Here is a 22,624-nt window from a genome sequence, read left to right on the forward strand (position 1 = left end):
GAGTCCGAAACACATGAAAACCCTCTTTCTGCTGGCGGGTCTCCCGTTATTGCTGTCCTCCTTGCATGCCTCGGCTGTGGACAGCACGCACCCTGCCCAGGTCGATGCGAAACGCCTGACAAACGCCAATCTCGAACCCGGCAACTGGATGAGCCACGGTCGTACTTACGACGAGCAACGCTACAGCCCGCTCAATGCCGTCAACGACAAGAACGTCAGTCAGCTCGGCATGGCCTGGACCACGCGTCTGGATATCGATAGCGGCACTGAAGCCACGCCACTGGTGGTCGACGGGGTGATGTACACCACCGGCGCCTTCAGCATCGTTTATGCGATGAATGCGGCCACCGGCGAAATGCTGTGGAAATACGACCCGAAAGTCCCGCCCGAAAACCTCAGCCAGGGCTGCTGCGGACCGGTCAACCGCGGTGTTGCGGTGTGGAACGGCAAGGTTTACGTCGGCAGCTTCGACGGTCGGTTGATCGCTCTCGATGCAGCCAGCGGCAAGGAAGTCTGGTCGGTGGACACCATCCTCGACCGCTCCAAGAGTTATTCCATCACCGGCGCTCCGCGCATCGTCAAAGGCAAGGTGCTGATCGGCAACGGCGGCGCTGAGTTCGGCGTACGCGGTTATGTCACGGCCTACGATACCGAGACCGGCAAGGAAGCCTGGCGCTTCTACACCGTGCCGGGCGATCCCAAGCTGCCGCCGGAAAACCCGGCCATGGCCATGGCCCTCAAGACCTGGACCGGTGACGACTGGGTGAAGTGGGGCGGTGGCGGCACGGCCTGGGACTCCATGGCCTACGACGCGGACCTTGATCTGCTGTACATCGGCACCGGCAACGGCTCGCCGTGGAACTACCAGTTCCGCAGCCAGGGCAAGGGCGACAACCTGTTCGTCTCCTCGATTCTGGCCTTGCGCCCGGACACCGGCGAATACGTCTGGCACTACCAGGTCACCCCGCAGGACCGCTGGGACTACACCGCGACCCAGCACATGATCCTCGCCGACATCAAGGTCGACGGCCAGGTCCGCAAAGTGCTGATGCAGGCGCCGAAGAACGGCTTCTTCTATGTGCTGGACCGCACCAACGGCAAGCTGATCTCGGCGAAGAACTATGTGCCGGTGAACTGGGCCAGCGAGATCGACCTGAAGACCGGTCGCCCGGTGCTGACTGGCGCTGCGGACTACTCCAAGGAGCCAAAAGTCGTGCAGCCAAGCTTCCTTGGCGGGCATAACTGGCACCCGATGTCCTACAGCCCCAACACTGGTTACGTCTACATCCCGGCCCAGCACACCATGGCCGAGCTAAGGGCTGCGAAGGAGCCGATGTTCTTCCCGAACAAATCGGTGCTCAACTTCGGACTGGACGTACCTGATCTGCCGGAAGATCCCAAGACCTTCAAGCAGATCCGCGATGCCTGGACCGGCGAGCTGATCGCCTGGGACCCGGTGAAGCAAGCACCGGCCTGGAAGCAGGAATATGCCAGCGCCGGCAATGGCGGCACCCTGGCAACGGGCGGCAACCTGGTATTCCAGGGCACCGCAGACGGTCGGGTGGTGGCCTACAGTGCCGACAAGGGCGAGAAGCTCTGGGAGCACCGCGCCAACTCCGGCGTGATGGCCGGGCCGATTACCTACACCGTGGGTAACGACCAATATGTGGCGTTTTCCGTAGGCTGGGGTGGGATTCTTCCGCTGCTGACCGGCTCGCTGACCAACAAGGCCAAGGTGCAGTCGGAGTCGCGGATCATCGCCTTCAAGCTCGGCGCGAAGGGTGAGTTGCCGCCGCCGCGTCAGGCACCGGTATTCCCCAATGTCGATCTGGAACTGACGGCGACCCCCGAGCAACTGGTCCAGGCACGCAACATGTTCAACGGCCTGTGCGCCGGTTGCCATGGCCTCAACGCCGTCGCTGGCGGCGTGGTCCCGGACCTGCGCTACCTGACCAAGGACAAGCACGCGGCCTTCCCGGCGTTCGTCAGCGGTGCGTTGATCCAGCGCGGCATGCCGAACTTCTCCGACATCCTCAAGCGTGAGGACATGGAGTTGATCCGCCAGTACCTGGTCAAGCGCACCCATGACCTGCAGGCCGACCTGAAAGCCAGCGCCGCGCAGTAAACCTACCGTCACCGAACCCGCCTTGGTGGCCCCTGAAAAGGGGCCGCCCGGGACTCTTCACGCCAACAAAAACAACAACGAGAGTTCACCATGAAGATCATCAGCCCCTCGACCCTCACGGCCGGCCTGGCTCTGTTCGGCGTTTCCCTGTTCGCCCAGGCCGACGTCAAGCCTGACCCGGGCGACTACACCGCGCTGCCCAAAGGCACCGACGTGGTCGTGCTCTACCAGCAGAATCCGCGTGGAGACAAGGTTTACTCCGGTGGCAAGAAAGTCGCCGACGACCTCGACCTGGACATGACCGTCGGCGTCCTGCGTCTGATCCACTTCACCGATTTCTTCGGCACCGGATACACCTGGGACCCGCAGATCGTCATCCCCTTCGGCCAGCAGGACATCGGCGCCAGCCACAGCAAAACCTCGGGCCTGGGCGACATCACCTTCGGCGGCACCCTGTGGACCATCGGCGACCTGGAGCGCAACGAGCACCTGGGCTGGTCGGTGTTTTTCACCGCGCCTACCGGCAGCGACAAGAACCAGGGCTTCGCCCTCAGCAACAACCGCTGGGCCGTGGACTTCCAGGTGGGCTACATCAAGGGCCTGACCGACAAGATCAGCTGGGACGTGATCGCCGAGGCCGAGTTCTATGACGATCAGCGCTCCACCGACGCGAAAAAGGACACCCTGCTGCAACTGCACAACCACCTGCGCTACAACTTCACCCAGGACACCTATGCCGCCATCAGCTACCGGCACAACTGGGGCGCGCGCGAAACCCTCGACGGCCAGACCCTGGCCACCAGCCGCAACAACGGCACGGTCGGCTTCACTGTGGCGACCATGGTCGGCAAGCAATTGCAGTTGATGGGGCAGGTGATGCACGACACCACCGTGCGCGAAGGGGTGAAGATCGATAACTCGCTGCAGTTCAGGGCGGCGTATTTCTATTGATGCAGAGGGGGCCGCAGTGCGGCCCTTCATTGCACGGGCTCGTTGTGATCAATCTCCTACTTTCGGCGGATCCACCTTAGTACCCCGTACTTCTGACTCCTGCTTAGTAGCCATATGCCTATCAATTTTCGTATGGTCCAGCCTGACAAGCGTTCAGCCCAGGTGCCAACGCGGAGCCGGCACCCTGGAAAACTTCCTCGCGGGACCCAGTGGAACGACCCATGAACAATAACGAGCGGCAACGGGCCGCACATCGTCGCGCAGCATTCGGCGCACTCTTGCTGACCACCACCGCAGCCTTGGCGGACTCCTCCGTTGAAGTCGAACCGGTTGAAATCACCGCCACTCGCACCGGTGACCACTGGGCCCAGGCAGCCTTGTCGGCCAGTGTCGTCGACGCCGCCGACAGCCGCGGCGACCAGGCGCTGACCCTCGGTAACATGCTTTCCAGCGTGCCGGGCGTGGTCGTGCAAAGCCGCTACAACGCCGCCCAGGGCCTGCGCCCGGCGATCCGCGGTTTCGGCTCGCGTTCAAGCTTCGGCGTGCGCGGCATCCGCGTGCTGGTGGACGGCGTGCCGCTGACCATGCCCGACGGCCAGACCGAACTCGACGGCCTCGATATCGGCCTGGTGGAACGCATGGAAGTGCTGCGTGGCCCCGCCGCCGTGCTCTACGGCAACGGCGCTGGCGGCGTGCTGGCGATCAATACCCGCGAGCCGGGCGATCATCCCGGCGTCGCCGCCGATTTCAGCCTCGGCAGCTACGGCTATCGCCGGCAGAGCATCGAGGCCAGCGGCACCGAGGGCAATTTCGGCGGTCTGTTGGCCGTCAGTTCGACGCAGATGGACGGCTATCGCGACCACGCCACCAGCGAAGCCAACAACCTCACCGGCAAACTGCGCTGGTGGGGCGACACTGGGCGCCTGGCCTTGACCATGCATGCGCTCGATAACCGTTCGGAAGATCCCGGCGGCCTGACCCTTGCGCAGGTTCGCGCGGATCGCAATCAGGCGCGTCCGCAAAGCCTGAGCTTTGATTCCGATGAGCGCATCAGGCAACAGCGGCTGTCGCTGGTGTGGGATGGCGAGGCCGTGGGCGAGGACACCTATCAGCTTCGCAGCTACGTCGGTCAGCGCGACTTCACCAACCGCCTGCCGCTGGCCGCCAATGGCCAGACCAGCTACGAGCGCCTGTTCGGCGGGGTAGGCGGGCATTACAGCCATGTCGCCAACTGGTTCGGCCTGAATCACAAGCTGACCTTCGGCGCCGACATGGAATCCCTGCGTGACGACCGCGACCGCAACAACAACATCATCGGCGGTGAAAAGGGCGCACTGACCTCACGCCAGCGAGAGGAAGCCACCAGCCTCGGCCTGTTCGTGGAAAACCAGACCGAGCTGACCGAAAACTGGGTGCTCAGCCTCGGCCTGCGGCATGACGCCGTGCGCCTGAGCGTCGACGACCGCTTCCTGCGTGACGGCGACGACTCCGGTGATCGCACCCTGCGCGACCTCAACTACAGCGCCGGCCTCAGCTATCGCCTGGACCCGAACCACACCGTCTACGCCCGCGTTGCGACCTCGTTCGAGACCCCGACGGTGGCCGAAATGGCCAACCCGAGCGGCGGCGGTTTCAACAGCAGCCTGGAACCCGCCGAAGCGCTCAATCAGGAAATCGGCTTCAAAGGCGAGACCGCCCACTGGCGCTACGAGGCGGTGGTCTACCGCATCGACACCCGTGACGAACTGGTGCCTTACGTCGATGGCCGCACCTTCTACCGCAACGCCGGGTCCACTCGCCGCGACGGCCTGGAACTGAGCGCCCGCTGGCAGCCCGACGATCACTGGCAACTGAGCACCGCCTACAGCCTCAACGACTACAGCTATCGCAGCTTCGACGGCGCCGACGGCAAGCGCCTGCCGGGTATTCCCGTGCAGAGCCTGTTTGGTGAACTGAGCTACAGCCGCGACAACTGGTACGCGCGCCTCAACACCTCGGTCTACGACCGTCAGTACGCCGACAGCGCCAACACCGCGCGGATTGGTGGCTACGCGGTGGTCAACCTGCGGGCGGGCATCCAGCTCAAGGGCTGGGCGGAGAATGTGGAGCCCTATGCCGGGCTGGATAACCTGACCGACCGGCGTTACTACGACAACTTGCGGATCAATGACAGCGGCGGCCGCTACTACGAACCCGCACCCGGTCGGACCGGATATGTGGGCGTAAAAGTCCGCTTCTGAGTAAAGGCTTAGTGCTATCACGGCGGCGATGAGTGAAGTAGTCTTGGGCAATATTTCCCTCACTTTTTGCAAGGAATTTGAATATGCGACTGTCCTCGACAGGTCTGGATTTGCTCAAGCGCCGCACCGGATTGACCCTCAATGCTCGTCAGGATGCCGCCGGCCTGTGGTTTATCGGTTACGCGCACTACGGCGATGTCCATGAAGGCATGACCATCACCCAGGATGAGGCGGAGGCGAAGCTGGAGCACGAGATTGGCCGCTACGAGACCCAGTTGGCCGGCATGCTTCAGGTCCCGGTGAGCCAGGGCCAATGGGATGCGCTGCTGTTACTGGTGTTTGACTATGGGTCGATCCGTATCCGCAGTTCGATCCTGATTCGACATGTCAATGCCGGAGCGATCGACCAGGCGGCTGACGAGTTCCGGAAATGGGTTCAAGTACGCGGACGGCCGGATACGCAGATGATGAGGCGACGCGCTATTGAGCGGGAGATGTTTCTTCAGAGTCCGCAAGTCGCGTGAGGTAGTAGAGGGCAGGGCGGTTGGATGACCGTTACTGCCCTTTGTTTTATCCGCGAATTACTTGGTCGAAAGCTGCACCCTGATTGCATCGGTGGACGATAGACACGAACCCGCGTTGCCCCACCTCCTGGTGCGTGTTAGAACCTTTCCACCTCATTCGCATTCCAAATACCACAATGCCCTCCATTCCAAACCCCACTAGAACCCTCTTCGACCTCGACCTTCTCCGCGCGGTCGTGGTGGTCGCCGACTGCGGCAGTTTCACCACCGCCGCTTCCCGTCTGCATTCGACCCAATCCACCATCAGCCAGAAGGTCCGCCGCCTGGAGGATATGGTCGGCCACCGCCTACTGGAGCGCGGTAACCGTGAGGTGCTGCCCACCGACGCCGGTCAGACGCTGCTCGGCTACGCCCGGCATATGCTGGCGCTGAACGATCAGATGGCGGAGGCGCTGGCGGGGGCGACGGTGGGGGTGACGGTGCGCTTGGGGGTGCCGGAGGATTTTGTCGGCGGGCGGGCGACCAATGCGTTGTCGGCGTTCAACCGCAAGCACCCGCAGGTGAAACTGGAGGTGACCAGTGGCCTGTGCCGGGATATCAGCCAGAGCTACGAGAACGGCGAACTGGACCTGGTACTGCTGAAGCAGCGGCGCAATGGGCGGGAAGGGGTGGTGAGCTGGCCGGAAGAACTGGCCTGGATCGACAGTGCGAAGAACCCGGCGCTGCAACTGGACCCGATCCCACTGGTGACGTTTCCGCCCCGTGGCCTGTACCGGGACGAGATCATCAGCGCAGTAGAGAGCCTGGGGCGGCGTTGGCGGATTGCGTTCACCAGTTCGAGTCTCAGTGGGATTCAGGCAGCGGTGGCGGATGGCATGGGCATCAGCCTGCTGCCGCCGCGTGCTGTGAGCGGTGATCATCGGGTGCTCGGGGTGGCCGACGGGCTGCCGGTGGTGGACAGCTATGAAATCGTGATCGTGCATCGGCCGACGGCGGAGCCGATGGTGAAGGAGTTGGGGGCGGTGCTGGGGCGGTTGCTGGATCAGCAGTGAGTTTGAGGTCGGGTACGGTCAGGTAGGGCGAGTTGGCAGGTTTTACGGCCGTTCGCTGCGGTTCGGCGCCCCGACAAGCCACACACAAGGTTTTGCGTTCGTCTAGGAGACACGGTGTCCAGTCCTGAAATAGGTTTACACCTGTTTCAGTCTCAAAACGCCCGATGCACCGCATCGGGCGTTTTGTATTTCAAGGCCAGATGTGGCCGCTCCGCGTTGTAGATCAGTACCGATTCATCAACTATTTTTACCGCGTCGGCCAAGTTCTTGGGGCGATGCAGCAAAAATTCCGTCTTCAAAATTCCGTTTATTCGCTCCGCCATAGCGTTCTGATAGCAGTCATAGCCATCGGTCATCGAGCAAGTGACCCCATGCTTGACGTGAAAACGCTGATAAAGCTCGGAGCAATATTGCACCCCTCGGTCTGAGTGATGAACCAGGGATTGCTTGGTTTTCCTTCCCCCTACAGCCTTCTTCAGTGCTTTGAGCACCGACTCTGTATGCAAGCTCTCATGCACATGATGCCCCACTATTTTTCGCGAGTAGGCGTCAGTGATTAGGCTCAGATAAGCAACGCTTTCTTGGGTCGGCAGATAGGTTATGTCCGCTACCCAAACTTGCTCAGGACCACTGGCGACGATCTGCTGCGGGCCTGCCTTGAGTAGGTTGGGATGACGGCGAAATCGATGATGGCTGTGAGTTGTCTTGTGGTAGGCCCGCCTGCGAGGGACCAGTTCTCGCGCTTCTCGCAGGATGTGAAACAGACGATCCCGCCCCACCTGCAATGCCGTTTCTGCTTCGGCATGCAGCAAATAGTGCAGCTTGCGTGTTCCCAGCCTTGGCTGACGCCGGCGCTTTTCCAGAACGAAATCCACGACCTTTTGAGCGGTGCTAGCCTTGGCATCAAAAGCTCGATTGCGCTTGTAGTAAGCCTGGCGTGAAATACCCATGAACAGGCAAGCCCTGCTAATACTCAGGTCTTTGACTTGCCCTTGCGCGAGGACTTGCCGGGTCGCTTTTTTGCGACGGATACACCGTAGTCGTTCTTCAGAACATTCACGACAGCTTCAAAGAACTGAGCCTTTTGATTACTCAGTGCAAGCTGTTCTTCAAGCTCTTTGATCCGCTGCTCGGGTGTGAGCGGTAGCGTTGGCTCGGTCATGGACCTGTTCCTCGGCACTCGAATAGACGCGCCCTGGCTCCAATCCTGCCGACCATGTTTGCGTAGCCACACCAACACCGTAGACCGGCCCTGGATACCATAGCGCCGTTGAGCCTCTTTATAACTCAACTCGCCCTTTTCGACCTGGTCGACCACTGACAATTTAAAAGCCTGCGTGTAATCGCGCTGGCTGCGCCTTTTCCCCGAATCCATTGCTCCCTCCTGAAATAAGGTCAGAAGGTGTAAACCTTATTCAGGACGGGTCACGGCCCACAAAAAAGCCCGCCGGGGAGGGCGGGCTTTTTCTGTTCAGGCTGCGAAAGCCGCGAGCATTAACGCTTGGGGTTCAGCGTCAGGTGCACGTTGCGGTTCACATCCTTGTACAGCAGGTAGCGGAACGGGCCCGGGCCGCCGGAGTAGCAGGCTTGTGGGCAGAAGGCGCGCAACCACATGAAGTCGCCGGCTTCCACTTCGACCCAATCCTGGTTCAGGCGGTACACCGCTTTACCTTCCAGGACGTACAGGCCGTGTTCCATGACGTGGGTTTCAGCGAACGGAATGGTGCCGCCCGGCTGGAAGGTCACGATGTTGACGTGCATGTCGTGGCGCATGTCGGCCATGTCGACGAAACGGGTGGTGACCCACGCGCCATCGGTGCCCGGCATCGGAATTGGAGCGATGTCCTGTTCGTTGGTGACGAACGCTTCCGGGTGCGGCAGGCCTTCTACGGTTTCGTAGTGCTTGCGGATCCAGTGGAAGGTGACATTGGCGTTGCTGTTGTTGCGCAGGCTCCACTCGGCAGCCGGCGGGATGAAGGCGTAGCCACCCGGTTTCAGGGTGTACGGCTTGCCTTGCAGGGTGATGTCGACTTCACCTTCGACGACGAACAGTACCGCTTCGGCGTTCTTGTCCAGCTCAGGACGCTCGCTGCCGCCTTCCGGGGCAACTTCGACGATGTACTGGGAGAAGGTTTCAGCGAAACCGGACAGCGGGCGGGCAATGACCCACATGCGCATCTTGTCCCAGAACGGCAGGTGGCTGGTGACGATGTCACGCATCACGCCTTTAGGGATAACCGCGTAGGACTCGGTGAACATCGCACGGTCTGTCAGCAGCTCGGTCTGAGCCGGGTGCCCGCCGTGAGGGGCGAAGTAGGTTTTGGACATGGGAAGTCTCGGGGGTGTTTGTTGTTGTGTCCGCGGGACCGCCGGTGAGGGCGGTTCTACCGGGCTTGCGCTCCTACAATAGGAACAATGCTTCGCATCCACAAATTAAATGTTGGAATTCGTCGTATTCATTTATTGAATGGGCTCCGTTGGCTCGTCCGTTGAGTGGATGCCTTGGCGTTCGGCCACGGCGCGCAAGGTCTTCAGGGTGATGGTCGGGGCATCGATAACGAAGCGGTTGGCCAGCCAGGCGGGGATGTCGCCGGCGGGTTCGGCCTGCAGTTCGTAGGTGACTTCGGTTTCCCGCTCGCCCTTGGGAATCATCCTCCAGGTGCCTTGCAACTGGGTGACACGTATTTGTCCGGATTCCCGCGGCACCATGCCGGGTACGGCCGAGAGGTGGCGGATCAGGCTGCCGTCGTCGCTCCGCTCGGTCTGCACCTTGAGCACCATGTCGCGGGTGGTGGCGGGCCAGGGCAGGGCGGTGGTGAGGTAGACCCAGGTGTTGTCGTCCTCGACTTTCAGCAGGCGCATGTCGGCGCAGGCGTACAGCCATTTGCAGGCGACGCGGAGGTTTTCCTGGAGGTCGCTGAGGGTGCGCACGTCGGCCTTGATCAGGGCGACGCCGCGGAAGCTCTGGTAGTTGGAGTGGGGGACGTCTTGCAGGTAGACCTGGATGCCGTCTTCGTCGCTGGCCAGGTGCCAGGGCTCGGCGGCCTGGGTCGGCAGGGACAGAATGCTCAATAGCAGGGTGGTCATGAGGCCAGGGAGGCGGGGCATGGTGGAGATCCTGGCTGAGTAGTTGATTGAGGATAGGTCAGAATTGTCTGGTGATCTCCAGGACCTCATCGCCGGCAAGGCCGGCTCCCACAGTGTTATGCCCTGTGGGAGCCGGCCTTGCCGGCGATGAGGTCCCTAAAGATCACCCAACCATCAGAACAACCACTGCACCCCCAGCGAATACCCCGCCTGGTTCCCTTCGTCATGGGCAAAGCGTGTATTGGCTTCGGCGAACACCCCCAGTTGCTCGGTCACCATCAATTGCGCGCCCAATTGCGCGCGGCCGAAGTTCTTGTCCACGTCGCTCAGATTGGCTACGCGCACCAGGCCGTCGGCGCGGCTGGTGAGGTCGATCTCGTCCAGTCGGCCATCCGCCAGCTCTCGCACCCAGCGCACGCTGGCGTAAGGCTTGAGGGCCATGCCGCCAAGGCCGAGGCTGCCATGCAGGCGCCAGCCGAGACTGGCTTCGAGGGTGTCGTAATCCTGTTTTTCGAAGCCCAGGGCGGTGCGCAGCGCTTCGTCTTCGTTGAAGTCGTCGATGCGGTAATGGACGTAGTCGAGCCCGGCCACTGGTCCGGTCTTCAGGCCGCCGAAGGTGAAGTCATAGCCACCGTCCAGCCGCGCGCCCCAGAACAGCGCCGAGGTGTCGCCGGACAAGCGTTGATCCAGCAGCACCGGGCCGCCGTTGGCCTGGATGAACACCGAGCGCTTGGTGTCGAAGCGGGTGTGCCCGGCGCTCAGTTCGCCGGCCAGCCATTGCGGGCCGCCATCGTTGAGCAGGGCGAACGCGCCGACCTGCCAGGCATCGCCTTCGACGCGGCCGCCATGGTCGAGGCTGTCACGGCTGCGCTCGAAGCTCAGGCTGGCGCCGACGGTGACGGCCTGGCTTAGGCGGTAGTCGCCCAGCACGTGCACGCCCAGGCGTTTCGATTCGGGATTGCCCGGCGCGTCGAAGCCGCTGTCCGGTGAAACTTCGCCCTCGACACCCACTTCGCCATCGAAGCTGCCCACCGCGCGTTCGCTGCCCAGCACGCTCAGCCAGCGGCGGTCGTGCAAGCGAGTCATGGCTTGGTGCTGGCGCTGCAACTGGTCTTCCATCTGCCGCGCCATGGCGCCGCCGGAGGCGGTGGAGGCGAGCAGGTCAGCGTTGGTCAGTTCCAGCACGAGGCGGGTCAGCAGACGCGAGAAATCGCGCAGGCGCTGTTCGATGCGCTCTTCGCCGAAGGCGTTGGTCAGCACGGTTTCGTTGTCTTCCGCCGGGTCGTGCCAGGTGGAGCCGCCGGGGATCGCCGGGTTGTCGGTCTGCTCGTAGCCGTCGAGGTCGCCCAGTTCCCAGTTGGTGGCTTCGATGAACAGCACTGGCACGTTCAGGCTGTTGAAGCTTTCACCGTCGCTGCAGCAGCCGGTGCCGGCGGGGTAGTCGCTGTTGAGGCCGGGGTTGGTGAAGAGGTCGATCTTCAGTTCGCTGGCGATGCGCAGCAACTGGTCGCGGTAGGCGCCGAGGGCCGGGTTGGCGACGGCATTGCTGCCGGCGTGGGCGTACATCTTGTCGCCGGTGATCAGGCTGTCGAGGTTGATCATGCCCAGCAGGTTGGCGCGCTGGCTGTCGCTCAGTGACGCGACGTAGGCGCGGGAGCCGCGCAGGCCTTCTTCCTCGGCGCCGAAGGCGACCACCTCCAGGCCGTTCTCCAGGGCGACGCCGCCCAGGTTGCGGGTGATCTCGGTGAGCACCGCCGCGCCCGAGGCGTTGTCGTCCAGGCCTTGCAGGGTGGGGCGACCGTAATAGGTGTCGAAGTGGGCACCGAGCACCACATAGGTGCTGTTGCTACCGGCGGCGGAGGCGATGACGTTCTGCGAACTGCGGGTGCCGGCCCAGGTGAAGTCCTGGCGGCTGGTCTGGTAGCCGAAGCCCAGTTGCGACTGCATCCAGTCGGCAGCGCCGGCGAAGTTGGTAGTACCTCGGTAACGACCGGGGTAATCGTTGATCAGGCGGTCCAGGGTCTGTCCGGCGTATTCCCCATACTCGTAGGCGCTTGCGCCCAGAGGCAGCAGGGAAGATCCGAGGGTTACAGCAATGGCTAACGGTTTGAACACGGCACTTATCCTTAAGCTCTGTACGAAATGCATCCGAACTCGTCCATGCTGCGTTGAAAACAGGCTCGGAATGCTCATTGACAACCAGTCAACTCCGCTTCCTCGCCTGTTTTCGCCTTGCCTGGCCTTCGCTCGAATACATTTCGTACAGAGCTTAGGTGTCGGTATGCGTGTGCATCGTGACGATGCGTCGGCGTACCGACAGCAGGAAGTGGGCCGTTTTGTGACAGTTGTGTGGCGGTTGCTTGGTCAGGCTGTGGGATTTGACGGATACATCGCAAACTGCCGATTACGTGCCGAGTTAATTGTTCCCACAAGTTTCAGGCGATCCTTGTGGGAACAATTATTGCTGCCGACTCAGTCCTCGTCGCAGCTTGCCAGTATGTCCTCCAGCGACGCACGTGTTTCCTCGTCGAGGCCGTCCATCAGGCGGGTCATGACCGCTTCGCTGAGCGGCGCGTCGCCAAAACTCAGGGAGAAGGCGATGGCTTCCTTGACCTCAAGACTGCTGTCACCCGCGAGTGTCAGCAGGATTTCCTCGTTGCTGGCCGGCGCATGGCTGCCGAACAGCGTGCTCGCCAAGGCAATACGCACCTCTTCGCTGGCATCGTTGGCCAGGGTCTTCTGCGCCACGATCAGCAGGCGGGGTCCATAGCTGCTGCTCTTGTCGATCAGCGCCTTGCGCACTTTGATGTCGGTGTCCCGAGCCAGCGCCAATTGCACGTGAGGTAACAACTGGGCGTTGCCGGCGAGGGCTACGCGCACGCTGCTTTCGCGGTCCTTGAGCAAGCGCAGTTGTACTTCTTCGCTCAGTGCCCGGCCCCAGCGATTGCCGGGTGTTCCGGCCAGGGCCTTGCGCACGGTGATGGAGTCGTCCTCGGCGAGGTGGCTTTGCAGGGCGAGGCTCAGGTGAGGGTGTTCGGCCAGCAAGGCGCGAATCTCGAATTCGTCGTCCTGGGCGAGCAGACCCTGGGCCAGCAGTTTCAAGGCGAAGCCCGGGTAACCGCTGGCCCGCTTCAGCAGTTCGGTGCGCACCTCTTCATAGTTATCCGTGGCCAGCGTTTGCTGGGTCCGCTTGCTGAGGTGCGGGTTGGCCGCCAGGGCGACACGGACGTTGTGCGAGCTGTCGCTGCACAGGCGCTCCTCGATATCGGCGGGCAACGGCTGGCTGCCGATCAGTGCCGAGCGCACGGTCGCGGTGGAGTCCTTGGCCAGCTTTTGTGCCACCTCCAGTGCCAGTTTCGGGTTGGCCGCGAGTTTCGCGCGGACGGTGTACTCGCTGTGTGTTGCCAGCTTTCCTTGCAGTGCGGTATCGAGGGCCGGATTGCCGGCAAGCACTTCCATCAGTGGTGTCGATTTGACCCAATTGTTGTGGAAATCGCTTTGCAAGCTCACTGGCAGCTTGGCATTGCCTGCCAGGGCCAGGTCGACCTTCGAAGGCTCGGGGATCACATACCAGGCGGCGTGCAAGGCGGGCGCAGGCGTCGCTTGAGCAAGCTCGCGCATCACGTCTTCGCCGAGGTTGGTGTTGCCGGCCAGGGTTTGCCGCACCTCGTCGAACTCGCTTCTGGCCAGTTGCGCGTATTGCCCTTGGGTCAGGCTTGTATGCCCGGCCAGTTCGATCTGGACCGCCATGACGTCCTTCAGCAACCCGGCGAACACCGGCGCAGTCAGTTCCAGATTGCCGGCCAGATCGACACGTACCGCGACTTCAGGGTCTTCCGCCAGGCGTGCCTGGACCGGGCCGCCCAGACTCAGGTTGCGCGCCAGCGCGCGACGTACATCGACCTCGCCGTCGACGGCAAGCTGCTGCTGGATACTGGTGCCGATGCGGTAGTTGCGTGCGAGGTTTTCGCGCACCTGCACCGCGTCGCCGAGCAGTTTCGCCTGTGCGTCGTCGTTCAGTTCGCAGTGCCAGGCAAATTGCTCGCGCACGCTCGGTTCCGGGTCTTTGGCGATGCGTTGCTGTTGTTCGGCGGACAGCGCCGAGCACCAGATCAGCATGGCTTCGCGAACCTCGGTGTGCGGGTCTTGCAGCAGGGTGTCGATGATCTGCGCGTTGATGGCGTCGTTGCTGACCAGCTTCTCGCGCACCGACGCATCCGGGTCACGGGACAGCAGGCCGAGAATCTCGATGCTGGCGTGATCGTTGCCGGCCAGCGCCGCACGCACCTCAGCGGATTCGCTTTGCACCAGCCCGCGTTGCAACAGGGCCGAGTTCAGGGTGCGGTTGCCGGCCAGTTCGACCTGCACCGATTCGCTGTCCTTGGCCAGGTATTGCAGGGTCGCGCTTGCAAGGGCGGGGTGGCGGGCCAGGGCCTTGCGCACTTCAATGTGGGTGTCTTGTGCCAGCAGCAATTGCGCGGGCGCACCGATGGCCGGGTTGACGGCCAGTTGCAGGCGCACGTCCGCGCCGTCCTGGGCCAGTTGCAGTTGTACCGAATCGGGCAACGCCGCTTCACCGCCGCGCGCCGCCAGCGCCAGGTGCACCTCTGTTTCCTCATCGCGGGCGAGGTTCAGTTGCACGGCCTCGCTCAAGGACGGCAGCCGGGCGAGGGTTTCGCGGACATCGGCGTGCGCGTCCCGCGACAACAGCGATTGTACTTCGCTGGACAGCACCGGATTGCCGGCCAAAGCCAGGCGTACGCTGTCTTCGCTGTCCTTGCTGAGCTGGCGCTGGGTGTCGTTGCCGATATGGCGGTTCTGCGCCAGGGCGCGGCGAACCTCGGAGTCCTTGTCCTTCAGCATTTCCCGCAGTAGCGGCTCGTGGCTGCTCTTGGTCGCCAGCAGGCGCCGGTGTTCGGGTTTCAACCCGAGGCGGTGGAATTCGCTGGCCAGCAGGTCTTGCGGTGCCTGCGGGTGAACGCAGGCCAGGTGCAGCAGGTCGAGGTCGAAATCGGGATGTTTGTCCTCGATGTTGATCCGCAGGGTCAGCACGCGCTCCGGGCAATTGGGGTTGCTGTACACCGCGATGCGGATGTCCTCGACCTGATCGCCCGCGAGTTTTTCCAGCAGGTCGTCCGGGCAGTCTTCACTTCTGGCGACTTCTTCGCGGCGTAGCGCATTGACGCTGTCAGCCATCTGGATCATCTGCGCCACGCTCAGGCCGTCGCAGGCCGAGGCCGGTTTGAGCTTGAGTTTTTCGAACAGCTCTTCGTACTTTGCCACCTGCTCACGCAGGGTTTCGCGCAGCGGTACGGTCAATTCGATGGCGGCTTCGACGTCCTCGAACTTCAGCGCGCGGCTGTCGAGGAAGGCGGCTTCCCGCGCCTCGTTGATGGCGTTCTGGATATCCGCGCCGGCGTAGTCGCGGCACTGGGTGACCAGCGTGCTGCGTTCCTCGGCCGAGAGCTCAAGCTCCTCGCCCTTGAGGTGGATATCGAGGATCGCCCCGCGCTCGGCGGCGTTGGGGAAGCCGACATAGAACACCTCGTCGAAACGCCCCTTGCGCAGCAGTTCCGGGGGCAGGGCGGTGATGTTGTTGGCGGTGGCGATGACGAACACCGCGCCGGTCTTTTCCTGCATCCAGGTCAGGAAGTAGCCGAACAGCCGCGACGACACTTCCGAGCCGCTGCCGCTGGTCATGCCGACGAAGGCTTTTTCCAGTTCATCGATCCAGAGAATGCACGGGCTGACCGACTCGGCCATGGTCAGGGCGCGGCGCATGTTGTGTTCGCTTTCGCCGACGTATTTGCCCAGCAGCGAGCCGATGTCCAGGCGCAGCAGCGGCAACTGGAACAGGCCGGCCGCGGCCTTGGCGGTGAGGGATTTGCCGCAGCCGGGCATGCCGGCGATCAGCACGCCCTTGGGCGCCTGCACCCGTGCATCGTGGGCTTCGCCGAGGCGGCGGAAGATCTGTGCGCGGCGTCCCAGCCACAGCTTGAGGTTTTCCAGGCCGCCGATATCCGTGGCGTTTTCGCTAGCCCGGAGCATCTCCAGCACACCGCTCTTGGCGATGATCTGTTCCTTTTCATGCTGGATCAGCGCCAGCGCGGCATCGTTGATCTGTTCGTGCTGCAAGCGGACCATCGCCAGCGCCGAGCGGATTTCTTCCTGACTCAGTCCGCTGCAGGCGGCGTGCAGGCGCTGCCGGAGGTTTTCCGGCACCAGCAATTCCAGGTGCTGGCAGACGCTGTCGAGCTGGCTGGCGATTTCCTCGCCGCGCGGCAACGGCAGCGGCAGCAGGGTGATCTGTGCTTCGATCGGCGGCGGGATGTGCAGGGTTTCCGAGACCAGCACCACGGCGGCCTTGCCGCGATGATGGCGCTGGATGCGGTTGAGCAACTGCTTCAGCCGCGCTACCGCCAGGGGTTGGTTTTCCAGGGCGCTGCGGGCGTCCTTGAGGATGAACAGCTTGCCGTCCAGATCATCATCGAGCAGCGCCGGCAGGCTGTCGGCCAACTCGGTCTTCGCGCCCTGGCTGCCACGCGGTTGCTTGTTGAAGAAGTCCACCCAGCCGTAGCCGAGGTTCCACTCCTTGGGGTGCAGGTTCAGTTGCGCGGCGACGTCCTGGAGCATGGCGTCGACCCGCGCCTCTTCGCCGGAGTGGATGTACAGCCCCGGATAGCCGGCGACCAGGTGGGATTTGATCTTGTCCTTGAGTTCGAGCAGGTTCATCAGTGCTTACCAGCCGGAGAAGAGGGAAGAGGCGAAATTGCTCATGCCGCGCCCAATGGACTCCAGCGCCCGGCCAGCCCCTTCGACGACGCGCGCCACGGTCTTGAGCGCGGTCTTGGCCACGGCCTTGCCGGCCGTGTAGATCACCTCGCCGATCTGGCCACCGGCAATACCGCCGGCCACGCCACCGACGAAGCCGCCGACCAGCGTGCCGACCGGGCCGAAGACGGTGCCGATCGCCGCGCCCACCGACGCGCCCTTGGTGGCGGCGACGATGGCCATGGTGGTGGTCACGGTGGTGTTGCCGATGGCGTCGATGGCCTCTTCGCCAGTCAGTTCGCCTTTGCCCAGCTTGTAGAGAATCTTGGCGTTTTGCAGGCCGACGCAGGCGATGTTGGTGATCAGCCCCGCCGGGGTGCCGCGCAGGGCGGTGCCGAGCCAGCCGTTCTTCACTGCCACCACCACGGCGCCGGAGACCGCCACCTGGGCGGCAGTGTTGGTGCCGGCGCGCAGGGAACTGTTGAAGAACTCCTTGAGGTCGTCATTGGCGCTGGGGTTTTCCCGGCCGTTCAGCCAGTTCCAGGCGCGTCGGGCGAGGATCCGCGTGCCCTGCATGCCCACCGCGATGCAGGCGCCGACCACCGCCTGCTTGCCGATTTGCTTGGCGATATCGATGCGGTTGGTGTCGTTCCAATCGTACTGGCGCGACTCTTCCTCGGCCTGGGCCTTTTCCTGCAGGGCCTTGGCTTCTTCCTTGGACAGCGGCTTGGACTTGACCCCGTCGACCTCGATCACTTCGGTGCTGTCGGGCACATCGGCGCTTTGGCCTTCGGGGACCAGGCGTTTCTGATCGCTGTAGTCACCGCCGTTCAGTTGGGTGTTGGTGGCCTTGGCGTCGGCGCCGTACTTGGACTGGTACTTGCCGACCACATTGCCATTGCCGTCGACGATCTCGATGTCGACCGAGTTCAGTTCCTGGGAACCGACCACCCGCGCGCGGTAGGGGCTGCCTTTGGCGGCGGCGTCGATATTGAAGGTGTCGACGTGATGCTGCTCGGCGATCAACCCGTTTAGGTTGGGGTTCTGGTTGATCGGCCCGGCCTGGGTGGTGATGATCTTCCGGGCGTTTTCGCTGGCGTCGGCCAGCGCTCGGTCGATACCGCCGGCGTACTGGCCGACGTTTACAGATCCGGTGACAGCGGCGTTTTTCTCGATCTCGCCGGCCAGCCACGAAGCCTTGCTGCGACCCGTGTCCAGGTGCGCTTGCAGCGACTCGCGGGACTGATTGAACGCCGTGGTGGACTGGACCACCTCGCGGCTGGTCTGCAGCAGGTCTTGCTCGTCCTTCCACAGGTCCGGGTATTTGCGGAACTCGTCACTCAGCCACAGCTCCAGCGGCTTCTCGCCACGCGCATTGCACGAAGCGACGAAGGAGGCGATCACCGCGGTGGTCTTGTTGGCGTTCTCGGTGTTTTCGAACAGCTCGCCTTCGATGCGCGTCGCCTGTTCCTCGGCGACCTGCTCGAAGTCGATGCTGTCGTCTTTGTCGTAGTCGTCGCCCAGGGGCTTTTCCATTTCGGTCATGGGGTGTCGTGCCTCAGTGCAAGTAGTCGGTCAGTTCGTCGCGCAGCTTTTGCTGCAGCCAGACGGGTTCGAGAATGCGTACGTGGGGAATCCAGTAGCGAATGATCGGCAGCAATTGGTTGGGGTGATTGACCTGGCAACGCAGTACCAGTTGGCCGTCATCCTGCTGTTCGATCAGTTGCTGGTGCGGCAGCACGTTGCGCCGCAGGAAGTAATGGGCGTTGCTGGCGGCGACCCGCACGGTGACGTCGAGGCGGTCCTGGCCGAACCAGACGTCATCGTCGTTTTCGATCTGCGCCTGGATATCGGCGTTGGGCGCGAAGGTTTCATCCAGCACGCGCAGCTCGCCGAGGCGCCCGAGTGCGAAGCTTTTCAGGTGGTCGTTTTCGGTGGCGGCGAGGTACCAGATGCCCTTGTTGTGGATCAGCCGGTACGGCTCGCCCCGCCGCAGCTTGCCGGTGTAGCTCAACTGGCAGCGCTGGCGCCGCTCGATGGCCTGGCCCAGTTGGCGGAACGCGTGGTGGTCGGGGCGGCTCGCGCCTGAATGGCCGTCGCGCACCAGGAAACTCGCGGGGCCCGGCTTGAGCAGCTCGAGCCAGGAGCGGCGGTCGCTGGCCGGAAACAGCTGCTCGACGCCGCTGATGCGGGCGAAGGTCTGCAGGTCGGCGGGCGACAGGCTGCTGCGGTAATGGCTGGCGAGCTGATAGACGCCGTTGGCGCCGGGCTCGATGACATCGCCCAGGCGGTTGAGGTCGCGGTAGATGGTCCGCTCGCTGACGCCGAAGCGTTCGGCCAGTTGCAGGCGGGTAGGGCGCTCGCCCGATTGCATCAGGCGGAGGATGTCCGCGAGGCGCAGGGCCAGGGTGTCGTGTTCGTGGGCCGCCATGACGGGTCCTGTGTCGGGTGGACGTTGGCGGCGACTCTAGCGTGGCGCACTGACAGGCTGTGTCAGTGGCACTGACAGCATTTCGAGCGCATCCCTGTCAGAAAAACGGCGACAATAACCCGGATGCTGGCGCGTGGCCACTTTCGCGAGTCTCGTCACGCGCTGTTACGACTCCGTTACGCAACTGCGACATCGGGTCGCATCCGCCGGGCGCTGTGCGCTGGCAGGGGTGTCAGCGACCGTGACAAAATGCCGCCTCGCAAAAAACCATGAAATGAACGGCTTCGCTGTGAGGCTCGTACCTTCCCGAAAGGACGGTTACATGAATGATTTACTGACCCGGCGCAAGGTTATCGCCGGGCTCAGCCTGCTGGGCCTCGGTGCCCTGACTGGCTGCGACACATCGCCAAAGCTCGACTTCAAGTACGGCAAGGACCTCAGCAACAAGATCCTCGGCCGCTCCTTCAAACTCAAGGACGTCCACGGCGACACCTACGCATTGTCGAGTTTCTACGGCTCGATGCCGATGGTGTTCTTCGGCTTCACCCAGTGCCCGGCCGTTTGCCCGACCACCCTGGCGCGTGCGGTGCAGATCAAGAAGCTGATGGGCCGCGATGGCGACTTCCTCAAAGTGGTGTTCATCACCCTCGACCCCGAGCGCGACACCCCGCAGGTGCTGGATGATTACGTGAAGGCGTTCGATCCGACCTTCACCGCGCTGTCCGGCACACCGGAACAGATCGCTGCCACCGCCAAGGAATTCGGCGTGTTCTACGAGAAGGTGCCGCTGGGCGACACCTACACCGTGTCCCATTCTTCCACCAGTTTCGTCTTCGATTCGCGTGGCCGGTTGTACCTTGGCCTGTCCCATTCGCTGAACGCCAAGGAATGCGCCGAAGACCTGCTGACCCTCATGGAGATCTGCTGATGCGCTCCCTGTTCAAACCTGCCCTGGCGGTGCTGGCCCTGTGCGCCGCTGCGTTGCCAGCGCTGGCGCAAACCCGCGTCGACAACGCCTGGGCCCGCGCCACCGTGGCCAACCAGCAATCCTCCGGCGCCTTCATGACCCTCACCGCCGACACCGACAGCAAACTGGTCGAGGTGCGCTCGTCGGTGGCGAAGACCGTGCAGATCCACCAGATGAAGATGACCGGCGACGTGATGACCATGGGCCCGGTGGATGCTCTGGCGCTGCCGGCCGGCAAGGCCGTGGTGCTCGATGCCAACGGTTATCACGTGATGCTGATGGGCCTGAACCAGCAGTTGAAGGAAGGCGAGCAAGTGCCGCTGACCCTGGTGATCGAGGATGCCAAGGGCACTTCGCAATCCATCGAGGTGCAGGCGCCCGTCCGCGCCCTCAACGATGCTGGCGGCCACGCCATGCATCACGATCACGGCAACATGTGATCCTCGCGGGGCAGCGTCGCTGCCCCGTGTTTTTCCTTTGTGATGAATCCCTTGGCGCGCCAAACAAGCGCCTGCGGTCATTTACTGCCACTTGTCCGGCAGTGCTCAAATAAACCGAATCCCTCCCGCCAGCCGTACTCCCAATTCATGTACGGCATCAGCCGTGCACCCTTCGCTTTCCAATGAGGTGAAAGATCATGGCTAACAACGAAAAAAGCACTGGTCAGACAGGTAGCAAGCAGGGTGGCAACCCGGGCAACTTCGCCAATGACCGGGAAAAAGCGTCAGAAGCCGGACGCAAAGGCGGCCAGCACTCGGGTGGCATGAATCAGGACAAGCAAAAAACCACCGATACCAGCCGCAAGGGTGGTCGCTCCTGATTGCGGGGTCTTTCCGTAATCACAGCTTCCGTCATCACAGCAGTACCTGGCGGGGCATGAACAGTGCCCCGTCTGACTGGCGCATCGTGGCCTGGGCCCGATGCGCCGCTTTGTTTTTGCAGCGCTGTGGAGGGCACTGTCCATGAAAAGTGCATCGGTGTTTCTGCTGTCTGGCCTGTTGCTGCTGGGCGGCTGCTTCGACAACTCCAACCACCCCGGCAAGGACTCCGACCCGAGCAAACCGTCGCTGCAGATGCAGCAGCCGGCGGAGAACCCGGCGTCGCAATTGGCGCCGAGCAAGGACAGTGACAACTGATCCTGTGGTTGCGCAGTTCATTCAAACCTTTCCCGCCTCCCGGTAGTCACTATCTGTAAGAGCCCGATTCACGGGTACCCGGGAGGTGGCCGATGACCTTCATCTGCCTGTTGCGTGGTTGCCAGTGGCGTTCGATGTCGAGCAGTGACGTCGAGCAAATGGATTGCCAGTGCTGTGAGCGCTGCGGTGCCGTGCGCTATCGCCGGCTCGGGATTACCCACTCTTAGGAGCGCGTCATGGCACGAGCAATCTGGAAAGGCGCGATCAGTTTCGGCCTGGTGCATATCCCTGTTGCGCTAGCGTCGGCGACGCGCAGCCAGCGGGTCGATTTCGACTGGCTGGACCAGCGCAGCATGGACCCGGTGGGCTACAAGCGGATCAACAAGGTCACCGGCAAGGAGGTCAGCAAGGAAGATATCGTCAAGGCCGTTGAATACGAGAAAGGCCGCTATGTGGTGATCAGCGAAGACGAGATCCGCAAGGCCCGGCCCGAGGCGACCCAGACCATCGATATCTTCTCGTTCGTGGCCGCGCAGGAAATCCCCTTGCAGCAGTTCGACACGCCGTATTACCTGGCCCCGGACAAGCGCGGCGGCAAGGTCTATGCGTTGCTGCGCGACACCCTGGAAAGCACCGGCAAGGTCGCGCTCGCCACCCTGGTGTTGCACACCCAGCAGCATCTGGCGATGTTGCGGCCGCTGGAGGATGCGCTGGTGTTGATCACCTTGCGTTGGCCGGACGAGGTGCGCGGCATCGACAGTCTGGAGCTCGACAGCAGTGTGACCACGGCCAAGGCCAACAAAAGCGAGTTGCAGATGGCCAAGCGCCTGGTGGAAGACATGAGCGGTAGCTGGACACCGGATGAATACCAGAACGTGTTTCGCCAGACCATCATGGACCTGGTGGAGGAGAAGGCCAGCAAGGGCAAGATTTCGGTGGTAGAGCAGGGCGAGGAAAGCGCTGGCGGCAAAGGCGCCGATATCATCGATCTGACCGAGCTGTTGAGGCGCAGCCTGGGCGGGAAGGGTGGCAAGGTGGCGGAGCCGAAGAAGAAGGCGCCGGCGAGCAAGAGGACGGGGCGCAAGGCTTCGTGAGAGGCGTTATTGCTGCATGGGGATTTGAACCTCTCGCAAATCGTCGGCCGCTTGCCATTCTGTAGGAGCGGCCGTTAGCCGCGATGGGCCGCACAGCGGCCCCAAAACCATCCCGCACGAGTTAGCTGTGTGCATCCAGTATTTCTTTCGGCCTTGAGCAGGCTTGAATGTGAGACCCAGACCCGCCAGAAACAAGGTGCTGGATGGTTCTGGGGCCGCTGTGCGGCCCATCGCGGCTAACAGCCG

The 22,624-nt window shown here is 62.7% G+C and carries 18 protein-coding genes; 11 read left to right on the top strand and 7 right to left on the bottom strand.

The window, feature by feature from the left end; all coding sequences use genetic code 11:
- Positions 1–13 precede the first annotated feature (13 nt).
- From HWV67_RS14345 to HWV67_RS14365, 5 genes are all read left to right on the top strand, one after another.
- Complete coding sequence (locus HWV67_RS14345) at positions 14–2,125, top strand: PQQ-dependent dehydrogenase, methanol/ethanol family (RefSeq protein WP_175651686.1); 2,112 nt, start codon at positions 14–16, stop codon at positions 2,123–2,125.
- Between the two features lie 90 nt (positions 2,126–2,215).
- Entirely contained in the window at positions 2,216–3,076 is an 861-nt protein-coding gene (locus HWV67_RS14350; RefSeq protein WP_175651687.1) for a transporter, read from the top strand.
- Between the two features lie 221 nt (positions 3,077–3,297).
- Positions 3,298–5,316 (top strand): TonB-dependent receptor family protein, encoded by a 2,019-nt coding sequence (locus tag HWV67_RS14355; RefSeq protein WP_175651688.1) that lies wholly within the window; start codon positions 3,298–3,300, stop codon positions 5,314–5,316.
- A gap of 83 nt (positions 5,317–5,399) precedes the next feature.
- Positions 5,400–5,840: a lysozyme gene (locus tag HWV67_RS14360; RefSeq protein ID WP_175651689.1), complete on the top strand. Its 441-nt coding sequence runs from the start codon at positions 5,400–5,402 to the stop codon at positions 5,838–5,840.
- A gap of 176 nt (positions 5,841–6,016) precedes the next feature.
- Positions 6,017–6,892 carry a LysR substrate-binding domain-containing protein gene (locus HWV67_RS14365; RefSeq protein WP_175651690.1) on the top strand — a complete coding sequence of 292 codons (876 nt, stop codon included), beginning with the start codon at positions 6,017–6,019 and terminating at the stop codon, positions 6,890–6,892.
- Positions 6,893–7,044: 152 nt separating this feature from the next.
- Here the strand turns inward: HWV67_RS14365 and HWV67_RS14370 are convergent.
- The 7 genes from HWV67_RS14370 to HWV67_RS14400 form a co-directional block, all read right to left on the bottom strand.
- Positions 7,045–8,267 (bottom strand): IS3 family transposase gene (locus HWV67_RS14370; protein WP_175651691.1). Its coding sequence is split into 2 segments (ribosomal slippage): positions 7,045–7,916 and positions 7,916–8,267, totalling 1,224 coding nucleotides; the frame shifts between segments, so codons are not numbered across the junction.
- A gap of 119 nt (positions 8,268–8,386) precedes the next feature.
- Entirely contained in the window at positions 8,387–9,220 is an 834-nt protein-coding gene (locus HWV67_RS14375) for a bifunctional allantoicase/(S)-ureidoglycine aminohydrolase (RefSeq protein ID WP_110970898.1), read from the bottom strand.
- Between the two features lie 132 nt (positions 9,221–9,352).
- Positions 9,353–10,000, bottom strand: coding sequence for an START domain-containing protein (locus tag HWV67_RS14380; protein WP_256680115.1), 648 nt, complete (start codon positions 9,998–10,000; stop codon positions 9,353–9,355).
- Positions 10,001–10,153: 153 nt separating this feature from the next.
- A complete protein-coding gene (locus HWV67_RS14385) occupies positions 10,154–12,094 on the bottom strand; it encodes an autotransporter outer membrane beta-barrel domain-containing protein (RefSeq protein ID WP_175651692.1) in 1,941 nt (646 codons plus the stop codon).
- 357 nt (positions 12,095–12,451) lie between these two features.
- Positions 12,452–16,711 (bottom strand): AAA family ATPase, encoded by a 4,260-nt coding sequence (locus tag HWV67_RS14390; protein WP_256680116.1) that lies wholly within the window; start codon positions 16,709–16,711, stop codon positions 12,452–12,454.
- A gap of 6 nt (positions 16,712–16,717) precedes the next feature.
- Positions 16,718–18,295 carry a hypothetical protein gene (locus tag HWV67_RS14395; RefSeq protein ID WP_175651693.1) on the bottom strand — a complete coding sequence of 526 codons (1,578 nt, stop codon included), beginning with the start codon at positions 18,293–18,295 and terminating at the stop codon, positions 16,718–16,720.
- 13 nt (positions 18,296–18,308) lie between these two features.
- Complete coding sequence (locus tag HWV67_RS14400) at positions 18,309–19,181, bottom strand: helix-turn-helix transcriptional regulator (RefSeq protein ID WP_175651694.1); 873 nt, start codon at positions 19,179–19,181, stop codon at positions 18,309–18,311.
- A 322-nt stretch (positions 19,182–19,503) separates the two neighbouring features.
- On the opposite strand from HWV67_RS14400, the gene HWV67_RS14405 reads away from it, so the two are divergent.
- The 6 genes from HWV67_RS14405 (at position 19,504) to ku (ending at position 22,378) form a co-directional block, all read left to right on the top strand.
- Entirely contained in the window at positions 19,504–20,109 is a 606-nt protein-coding gene (locus HWV67_RS14405) for an SCO family protein (RefSeq protein ID WP_110970904.1), read from the top strand.
- On the top strand, positions 20,109–20,588 hold the full coding sequence (locus HWV67_RS14410; RefSeq protein WP_175651695.1) for a copper chaperone PCu(A)C: 480 nt from the start codon (positions 20,109–20,111) through the stop codon (positions 20,586–20,588). Before HWV67_RS14405 ends, HWV67_RS14410 begins: the two co-directional genes overlap by 1 nt.
- A gap of 197 nt (positions 20,589–20,785) precedes the next feature.
- The gene (locus HWV67_RS14415; RefSeq protein ID WP_095159252.1) at positions 20,786–20,968 is read left to right on the top strand and encodes a general stress protein; all 183 of its coding nucleotides are present in this window, start codon (positions 20,786–20,788) and stop codon (positions 20,966–20,968) included.
- Positions 20,969–21,110: 142 nt separating this feature from the next.
- Entirely contained in the window at positions 21,111–21,284 is a 174-nt protein-coding gene (locus HWV67_RS14420; protein ID WP_175651696.1) for a hypothetical protein, read from the top strand.
- A 92-nt stretch (positions 21,285–21,376) separates the two neighbouring features.
- Positions 21,377–21,511: a PSPA7_2676 family Cys-rich small protein gene (locus HWV67_RS31710; protein WP_256680117.1), complete on the top strand. Its 135-nt coding sequence runs from the start codon at positions 21,377–21,379 to the stop codon at positions 21,509–21,511.
- Between the two features lie 9 nt (positions 21,512–21,520).
- Positions 21,521–22,378 (top strand): non-homologous end joining protein Ku, encoded by an 858-nt coding sequence (gene ku, locus HWV67_RS14425; protein WP_175651697.1) that lies wholly within the window; start codon positions 21,521–21,523, stop codon positions 22,376–22,378.
- The last annotated feature ends 246 nt before the right edge of the window (positions 22,379–22,624 follow it).

The sequence above is a fragment of the Pseudomonas sp. Marseille-P9899 genome, from assembly GCF_903166565.1.
GTDB classification, from domain to species: domain Bacteria; phylum Pseudomonadota; class Gammaproteobacteria; order Pseudomonadales; family Pseudomonadaceae; genus Aquipseudomonas; species Aquipseudomonas huaxiensis.

What these genes read in the sequence shown, in the direction of transcription:
- HWV67_RS14345 (WP_175651686.1), top strand. Translation starts at nt 14, where the DNA reads ATGAAAACCCTCTTTCTGCTGGCGGGTCTCCCGTTATTGCTGTCCTCC.
- HWV67_RS14350 (WP_175651687.1), top strand. Translation starts at nt 2,216, where the DNA reads ATGAAGATCATCAGCCCCTCGACCCTCACGGCCGGCCTGGCTCTGTTC.
- HWV67_RS14355 (WP_175651688.1), top strand. Translation starts at nt 3,298, where the DNA reads ATGAACAATAACGAGCGGCAACGGGCCGCACATCGTCGCGCAGCATTC.
- HWV67_RS14360 (WP_175651689.1), top strand. Translation starts at nt 5,400, where the DNA reads ATGCGACTGTCCTCGACAGGTCTGGATTTGCTCAAGCGCCGCACCGGA.
- HWV67_RS14365 (WP_175651690.1), top strand. Translation starts at nt 6,017, where the DNA reads ATGCCCTCCATTCCAAACCCCACTAGAACCCTCTTCGACCTCGACCTT.
- HWV67_RS14375 (WP_110970898.1), bottom strand. Translation starts at nt 9,220, where the DNA reads ATGTCCAAAACCTACTTCGCCCCTCACGGCGGGCACCCGGCTCAGACC.
- HWV67_RS14380 (WP_256680115.1), bottom strand. Translation starts at nt 10,000, where the DNA reads ATGCCCCGCCTCCCTGGCCTCATGACCACCCTGCTATTGAGCATTCTG.
- HWV67_RS14390 (WP_256680116.1), bottom strand. Translation starts at nt 16,711, where the DNA reads ATGAACCTGCTCGAACTCAAGGACAAGATCAAATCCCACCTGGTCGCC.
- HWV67_RS14395 (WP_175651693.1), bottom strand. Translation starts at nt 18,295, where the DNA reads ATGACCGAAATGGAAAAGCCCCTGGGCGACGACTACGACAAAGACGAC.
- HWV67_RS14400 (WP_175651694.1), bottom strand. Translation starts at nt 19,181, where the DNA reads ATGGCGGCCCACGAACACGACACCCTGGCCCTGCGCCTCGCGGACATC.
- HWV67_RS14405 (WP_110970904.1), top strand. Translation starts at nt 19,504, where the DNA reads ATGAATGATTTACTGACCCGGCGCAAGGTTATCGCCGGGCTCAGCCTG.
- HWV67_RS14410 (WP_175651695.1), top strand. Translation starts at nt 20,109, where the DNA reads ATGCGCTCCCTGTTCAAACCTGCCCTGGCGGTGCTGGCCCTGTGCGCC.
- HWV67_RS14415 (WP_095159252.1), top strand. Translation starts at nt 20,786, where the DNA reads ATGGCTAACAACGAAAAAAGCACTGGTCAGACAGGTAGCAAGCAGGGT.
- HWV67_RS14420 (WP_175651696.1), top strand. Translation starts at nt 21,111, where the DNA reads ATGAAAAGTGCATCGGTGTTTCTGCTGTCTGGCCTGTTGCTGCTGGGC.
- HWV67_RS31710 (WP_256680117.1), top strand. Translation starts at nt 21,377, where the DNA reads ATGACCTTCATCTGCCTGTTGCGTGGTTGCCAGTGGCGTTCGATGTCG.
- ku (WP_175651697.1), top strand. Translation starts at nt 21,521, where the DNA reads ATGGCACGAGCAATCTGGAAAGGCGCGATCAGTTTCGGCCTGGTGCAT.